8 protein-coding genes and 1 pseudogene are annotated in these 6,441 nt (G+C 66.6%); 3 read left to right on the plus strand and 6 right to left on the minus strand.

Annotated elements, in window-relative coordinates:
- Window position 1 precedes the first annotated feature (1 nt).
- Entirely contained in the window at window positions 2-823 is an 822-nt protein-coding gene (locus tag A5624_RS08770) for a DUF2993 domain-containing protein (RefSeq protein WP_066864677.1), read from the plus strand.
- A 23-nt stretch (window positions 824-846) separates the two neighbouring features.
- Here A5624_RS08770 and deoC read toward each other — a convergent pair whose 3' ends face one another.
- The 6 genes from deoC to A5624_RS08800 all read right to left on the minus strand — a co-directional run bounded on the left by deoC (window position 847) and on the right by A5624_RS08800 (window position 5,131).
- Entirely contained in the window at window positions 847-1,524 is a 678-nt protein-coding gene (gene deoC, locus A5624_RS08775) for a deoxyribose-phosphate aldolase (protein WP_066864682.1), read from the minus strand.
- Window positions 1,524-1,964 (minus strand): DUF2599 domain-containing protein, encoded by a 441-nt coding sequence (locus tag A5624_RS08780; RefSeq protein ID WP_066864686.1) that lies wholly within the window; start codon window positions 1,962-1,964, stop codon window positions 1,524-1,526. Before A5624_RS08780 ends, deoC begins: the two co-directional genes overlap by 1 nt.
- 4 nt (window positions 1,965-1,968) lie before the next feature.
- Window positions 1,969-2,256: a DUF2516 family protein gene (locus A5624_RS08785; RefSeq protein WP_066864690.1), complete on the minus strand. Its 288-nt coding sequence runs from the start codon at window positions 2,254-2,256 to the stop codon at window positions 1,969-1,971.
- Between the two features lie 87 nt (window positions 2,257-2,343).
- A complete protein-coding gene (hbhA, locus tag A5624_RS08790; protein WP_066864698.1) occupies window positions 2,344-2,958 on the minus strand; it encodes a heparin-binding hemagglutinin HbhA in 615 nt (204 codons plus the stop codon).
- A 280-nt stretch (window positions 2,959-3,238) separates the two neighbouring features.
- Window positions 3,239-3,655, minus strand: a complete 417-nt coding sequence (locus tag A5624_RS08795; protein ID WP_066864693.1) for a helix-turn-helix domain-containing protein — start codon at window positions 3,653-3,655, stop codon at window positions 3,239-3,241.
- Between the two features lie 93 nt (window positions 3,656-3,748).
- Window positions 3,749-5,131 (minus strand): DUF445 domain-containing protein, encoded by a 1,383-nt coding sequence (locus A5624_RS08800; RefSeq protein ID WP_156748949.1) that lies wholly within the window; start codon window positions 5,129-5,131, stop codon window positions 3,749-3,751.
- A gap of 135 nt (window positions 5,132-5,266) precedes the next feature.
- Here A5624_RS08800 and A5624_RS08805 point away from each other — a divergent pair, with 135 nt between their 5' ends.
- Entirely contained in the window at window positions 5,267-5,986 is a 720-nt protein-coding gene (locus tag A5624_RS08805) for a TetR/AcrR family transcriptional regulator (protein ID WP_066864695.1), read from the plus strand.
- 186 nt (window positions 5,987-6,172) lie between these two features.
- Window positions 6,173-6,441 (plus strand): annotated as a pseudogene (gene pcaA, locus A5624_RS08810) (cyclopropane mycolic acid synthase PcaA); the annotation flags it as partial.

Below are 6,441 nucleotides of genomic sequence, written 5' to 3' on the forward strand. Positions count from 1 at the left end.
GGTGCTGATCCGTTCGTGCCAGCCCCCCACCGAGCGGCTGGCCGCCCAGCCCGGCGACGACGCGACGCCCGGGAAGAAGAAGCGCCGCTTCGGCCGCGACCCGGTCTCCGTCCTGCTGATCTTCATCATCGTGTTCGCCCTGATCATCGCCGCGCTCATCGGGGCCGAGCTCTACGTGCGCCACGTCGCGGACAGCAAGGTCGCCGAGGCGGTGGCCTGTGAGGTCAAGGACCAGGCCACCGCGTCCTTCGGCGTGACGCCCCTGATGCTCTGGCAGCAGGCGACGAAGCACTACACCAACATCTCGGTGCAGACGGCCGGCAACAACATCCGCGACGCCAAGGGCATGAAGCTCTCGATCAACATCAACGACGTGCGCCTCAAGGACAACGGCAACTCGAAGGGCACCATCGGCGCCCTGGACGCCACCATCAGCTGGACCAGTGACGGCATCAAGCAGTCGGTACAGAACGCCATCCCGGTGCTGGGCCCGTTCGTCACCAACACCGTGACCACGCACCCCGCCGACGGCACGATCGAGTTGAAGGGCATGTTGGACAACATCACCGCCAGGCCGGTGGTGTCGGGCACCGGGTTGCAGCTGCAGATCGTCAGTTTCAACGCGCTCGGCTTCACGATGCCCAAGGAGTCCGTGCAGTCGACGCTGGACGACTTCACCTCGAACCTGACCAAGAACTACCCGCTGGGCATCCACGCCGACAGTGTGCAGGTCACGGATACCGGTGTGACGAGCCACTTTTCGACGCGCAACGCCACCATCCCCACCGGCAACGACAACGACCCCTGCTTCGCCAACCTGTGACGGCGAGCTTCTAGCCGGACGGCTCAGCCCAGGCCGTCGAGCACCGCCCGGGTGCCCGACAGCCCGAGCCGGGTGGCGCCGGCGTCCAGCATCGCCAGCGCGTCCGCGGCGGAGCGGATGCCGCCGCTGGCCTTCACCCCGAGGCGTCCCCCGACCGTCTCGGCCATCAGGGCGACCGCGCGCACGGATGCACCGCCGGCCGGATGGAACCCGGTCGACGTCTTGACGAAGTCGGCGCCGGCCTCTTCGGCGGCGCGGCACACCCGCACCAGGGTGGCCTCGTCGGCCAGGGCCAGCAGCGCCGCCGACTCCACGATCACCTTGAGCACGGCGCCGCCGATCGCGCCGCGCACAGCCCGGACATCCGAACGCACGGCGTCGATGTCGCCGGACAGCGCCGCCCCCACGTCGATGACCATGTCGACCTCGGTGGCCCCGGCCGCGACGGCCAGGGCCGCCTCGTGCGCCTTCACCGCCGGGAGGTGCTTGCCCGAGGGGAAACCCGCCACGGCGGCCACCCGCAGCCCGGTGCCGGCCCGCACCGCGACGGGGACCATCGAGGGCGAGACGCATACCGCGTAGACGCCCAGTTCGCCCGCTTCGGCGACCAGGGCGGCCACGTCGGCGTCGGTTGCTTCGGGCTTGAGCAGCGTGTGGTCGACGAACGCCGCCAACTGCGCTCGGCTGGGTTGGGTTGGCATCAGAAGGATTCTTCCGGACCGCCGGGATTGCAGCCGGAGGCGACCATCTCGGCGTCGTCGACGACCGGTCGCCACGGCTCGAGGTTCCAGCTGACCTTGCCGGGCTGGGCGAGTTCGGCGAACTCCCAGTGGCAGAGGAACTGCGCGCGCATGCCGGCGGTGTCGGCGTCCGGGGACGCGGCGAGCACCTCGGCCCAGGCCTCGTCGGCCAGGGCGGTGGTTGCGGGGATGCGCGAGGCGGCCCGCCCGGCCGGCGACGGAAACACCCGCAGGCTGCTGCGGCCCTGCCACTGCGCCCACTGAGTGTGGTCGATGTACGGCGGGGACGGCGCGGGCGGTTCGGCCGCGCCGCTACCGGGGTCCGGCGCGGCGGCAGCGGGCGGTATCGGACAAGCCAGGGCGACGAGCACCGCGACCGGCGCCGTCAGCAGTGCCATCATTGCGCTAGCGCGACTTACCTTGTATCTCAAGCAGTTTGGGCCGCACATCGACCAGGTACACACCGGCGGCACAGGCCGCGATCGCCATACCGAGCACGCCGAACACGAAACCCAAGATGGATGTCAGGGCGACGGCCCCTCCCAGGATCAGCAACCACACGGGCTTGGTCAGCTTCTCGGCGGCGGTGTAGGCGTCGGGTCGTTGCAGCGCAGCATGCACGAACGCGTAGATGGCCGTGACCAAGACGGCGATCTGCAAGACCAGCATGACGGTTTGCACGAGGTGGCTCACGCCCTAAGGGTATGCGGGCACCCGCCAAAACGTCGACTCCGAGTCACCCGGAGGCGACTCGGAGCCGATCGTCGTGAAATGTCGTGCTTACTTCTGGGTGACCTTCTTGGCGGCCGCCTTCTTGGCCGGCGCCTTCTTGGCCGGCGCCTTCTTGGCCGGCGCCTTCTTGGCGGGCGCGTTCACGGCCTTCTGCGCCTTCTTGGTGGCCGCTTCGGTCTTGCCGGGCAGCTCGATGCCGACCAGCTTGGCGGCGCGCTCGCCGACCGCGCGGGTCTGCGAGGCGACGGTGCCGAGAGCTTCCTGCGTCAGCTCGACGGCCTGGTCGACGTAGCCCTCGGCACGCGCGGAGGCGTCCTCGAACGCGGTCTGGTTACGCAGCCGCTGCAGGGCCGCCTCACCGCGCTCGACCAGCTCGTTGTACCGGCTGGTCGCCGCCTCGAGGTAGCCCTCGGCGGCCTTGCGCAGCTCTTCGGTGGTGAACTTGTCGCGCAGCTCGGTGAACTGGTCGGGCAGGTCCTCCTGCAGCTTGGTCAGGCGAGCGCGACGTTCCTCGACCCGGGTACGGGTCTCGGCGCGGGTTTCCTCGGCGCGCTCCCGCAGGCCGGCGATCAGGTCGTTGACGGTGGCCAGGGCCAGGTCGGCCGCGCCCAGGGCTGCGAGCAGCGGGGCCCGCAAATCTTCGATGTTCGTGTTTTCCGCCATGGTTTTTCCTTTCATGCTGTGTTTTCGCTATCGGCGTTATTCGGTGTTATTGGCTGTCTGGTCGAGAAGTTAGGTGCAAACGTCTCCTTCGCAACTGGGGCCGCCAATGCCGGGGCGGTTCGTCCAGCGGTTCAGCTGGAACCCGGTAGGTCTTCCACGGTGGGTAACCGCGACGGCCGGTCGTCTATACATCACCAACTCGCTACCGCGATGCGCAGAGTCCGCTTTCTCGGGTAAACGCCCAGCACAGCTGGCTACCGTGCCGGATCGAACGGACTGCTCACTCGCTGTCGGATTCGGTCGGACACTCCTCTGGGATCGATTCGTTTTGCTGGGTGAACGATGAATAGATGTCGAGCAGAATTTGCTTTTGGCGCTCGGTGATCGCAGTGTCGGTGACGATCGCGTCCCGCACCTGACTTTTGTCGCTGGGCTCGAGAATCCCGGCGCGCACATAGAGAACCTCGGCGGAAACCCGAAGGGCCTTCGCGATCTGGTTCAGGACATCGGCGGAGGGCTTACGCAATCCACGCTCCACCTGGCTCAAATATGGATTGCTGACCCCGGACTTTTCGGCGAGTTGGCGCACCGACACCTGCGCGAGTTCACGCTGGCTGCGGATGAAACTGCCGATGTCGGAGGCCACTTCGGAGGCAGCGTTGGACACCTTGGCGGAGAGCTTCTCCTCGGGCGTCATGGCGTGCTCCTGGTCGGCGACTGATCTTGACGCGGATCAGACTACTACAAGTGCTTGCTATTGCAAGCACTTGTTAGCACTACTAGAAATCCGTTAAATCAGTAGCTGCGCGACGGCATAAATCGCCAAACCCGCCAGCGACCCGACGACGGTTCCATTGATCCGAATAAATTGCAGGTCACGGCCGACGTGCAATTCGATGCGCCGGCTGGCCTCCTCGGCGTCCCAGCGCTCGATCGTGTCGGTGATGATCGCGGTGATCTCCACGCCGTACTGCGAAACCAGATGCTGAGCCGCCCGGACCAGCCAGTTGTCGACCTTGTCGCGCAGGTCCGCGTCGTCGCGCAGCGATTCCCCGATGCGGACCACGGTGTCGGCGATCCGGGTGCGCAGCGTGCTGGACGGGTCGTCCACGCCCTCGAGCACCAGCCGCTTCAGCGTCTTCCACGCGGTCGCGGCGGCGTTGGCGATCTCGTCGCGCGCCATCAGCTGTTCTTTGATCGCATCGGCGCGCGCGATGGTGTCCGGGTCATGCTGCAGGTCGTCGGCGAAGTCGAACAAAAAGCGGGTGGCCGAGCGGCGCAGTTCGTGGTCGGGGTTGCGGCGCACCTTGTCGGTGAAGTCCATCAGCTCGCGGTGGATGCGGTCGCCGACGAGATGGTCGACGAAGCGCGGCGACCAGGTCGGTGAGTCACGCTCGACCACCCGCTGGATGACCTCGCCGGCCTTCAGTGACCACTGAAAGGCCCGGTCGGCCAGCAACTGGATCAGCGCCTCCTGCCGGTGCTCGGCCAGCAGCGTCGCCAGCACGCGCCCGACCGGCGGGCCCCACTGCGGCTCGGCGATGCGGCGCACGATCATCCGGTCGATCACCTGCTGGACGTCCTCGTCGCGCAGCAGTTCGACCAGCACCCGCAGTACCGTGGCCGTCTCGCTGGCCACCCGCTCGGCGTGGGCGGTCTCGGAGAGCCACTTACCGAGCCGGCCGGACACCTGGGCGTCGCGCAGCTTGGTTTCCACGACCTCCGGCGACAGGAAGTTCTCCCGCACGAAGGTGCCCAGGCCCTCGCCCAGCTGGTCCTTCTTGCGCTTGATGATCGCCGTGTGCGGGATGGGAATGCCCAGCGGGTGGCGGAACAGCGCTGTCACCGCGAACCAGTCCGCCAGGGCGCCCACCATCCCGGCCTCGGCGGCGGCGCCGACGTATCCCACCCAGGCCCCCAGGCTGGCGTGCGCCTGGGCCCACCGGCAGGCCAGGAACACGCCGGTGGCACCGATCAGAAAACCCAGTGCCACCATCTTCATCCGGCGCAGCGCCACTCTGCGCTGCGCGTCGGCCTCGGGGTCAGCGCCGGCGAAGGATTCGGCAAAGGATGCGCGCCCCGCGTTCGCCGCGGTCAGTGGCGTCGCCGAATCGGGCCTCGCCGCCGGCGGGCCGGACGCTTCGCCTCGCACCGAGGCTCGATGTGCCACCACTCCATCATCTATCTTTCCCACGAATTGGTGTGACGACACTGTTCGCGACGTCTCACCCACGCCCGGCCAGGGCAGGAAACCGACCCCCTCACGCCGTAAGATCAGGGGCGTCTAGGGAATGGGAATTAGGCGACAGTGGCAGAGCATATTACGGCTGTGAGCGTCAAAATGGATGGGCGCAAGCGGCGCTGGCATCAACACAAAGTGGAGCGTCGTAACGAACTGGTCGACGGCACGATCGACGCGATTCGCCGACTGGGTGGCGCGCTGAGCATGGATGAGATCGCCGCCGAGATCGGGGTCTCCAAAACGGTGCTGTACCGCTATTTCGTCGACAAGAACGACCTGACGACGGCTGTGATGATGCGGTTCACCCAGACCACCCTGATTCCCAACATGGCCGCGGCGCTGACGTCCAACCTCGACGGCTTCGACCTGGCGCGCGAGATCATCCGCGTCTACGTCGAAACCGTCGCGAACGAGCCCGAGCCGTACCGATTCGTGATGGCCAACAGTTCGGCCAGCAAGAGCAAGGTCCTTGCCGACTCCGAGCGCATCATCGCCCGCATGCTCGCTGTGATGATGCGCCGCCGCATGCAACAGGCCGGGATGGACACCGGCGGCGCGGAACCATGGGCGTATCTGATCGTCGGCGGGGTGCAGCTGGCCACCCACTCCTGGATGTCCAACCCGCGGATGAGCCGCGACGAGTTGATCGACTATCTGACCATGCTGAGCTGGAACGCCCTCAAGGGCATCGTCGAGGTCGGCGGATCGCTGGAGAAATTCCGCGAGGAGCCCCACCCGTCGCCGATCGTGCCGCCCCGCGGGCTCGACGGCGGGTCCGGTCTTTAACCGGCCCGCAGAAGCGGCTGGAGTTTTTGGGGATTACACCCGCTCCATGTGAGCTTGAACGCGCCTTGGGAATGCGACTTGAACAGCCCCAGGTATTAGCATGCAGGGGAGTATCGGGGGATCAGCGGGGCTGTCGGTTGGCTGTCTACCCCTGTCCCCAAGCAGTTCAGAAAGGCTCGTATCGACATGTCTGTGCAGCTCACGCCGCATTTTGGAAACGTGCAAGCCCATTACGACTTGTCCGACGACTTCTTTCGGCTGTTCCTGGATCCCACACAGACCTACAGCTGTGCCTACTTCGAGCGCGACGACATGACGCTCGAGGAGGCGCAGATCGCCAAAATCGATCTGGCGCTGGGCAAATTGAAGCTCGAACCCGGGATGACGCTGCTGGACATCGGTTGCGGCTGGGGTGGCGCGCTGAAGCGGGCCGTCGAGAAGTACGACGTCAACGT

Source organism: Mycobacterium sp. 1482292.6, from assembly GCF_001672995.1.
GTDB lineage: Bacteria > Actinomycetota > Actinomycetes > Mycobacteriales > Mycobacteriaceae > Mycobacterium > Mycobacterium europaeum_A.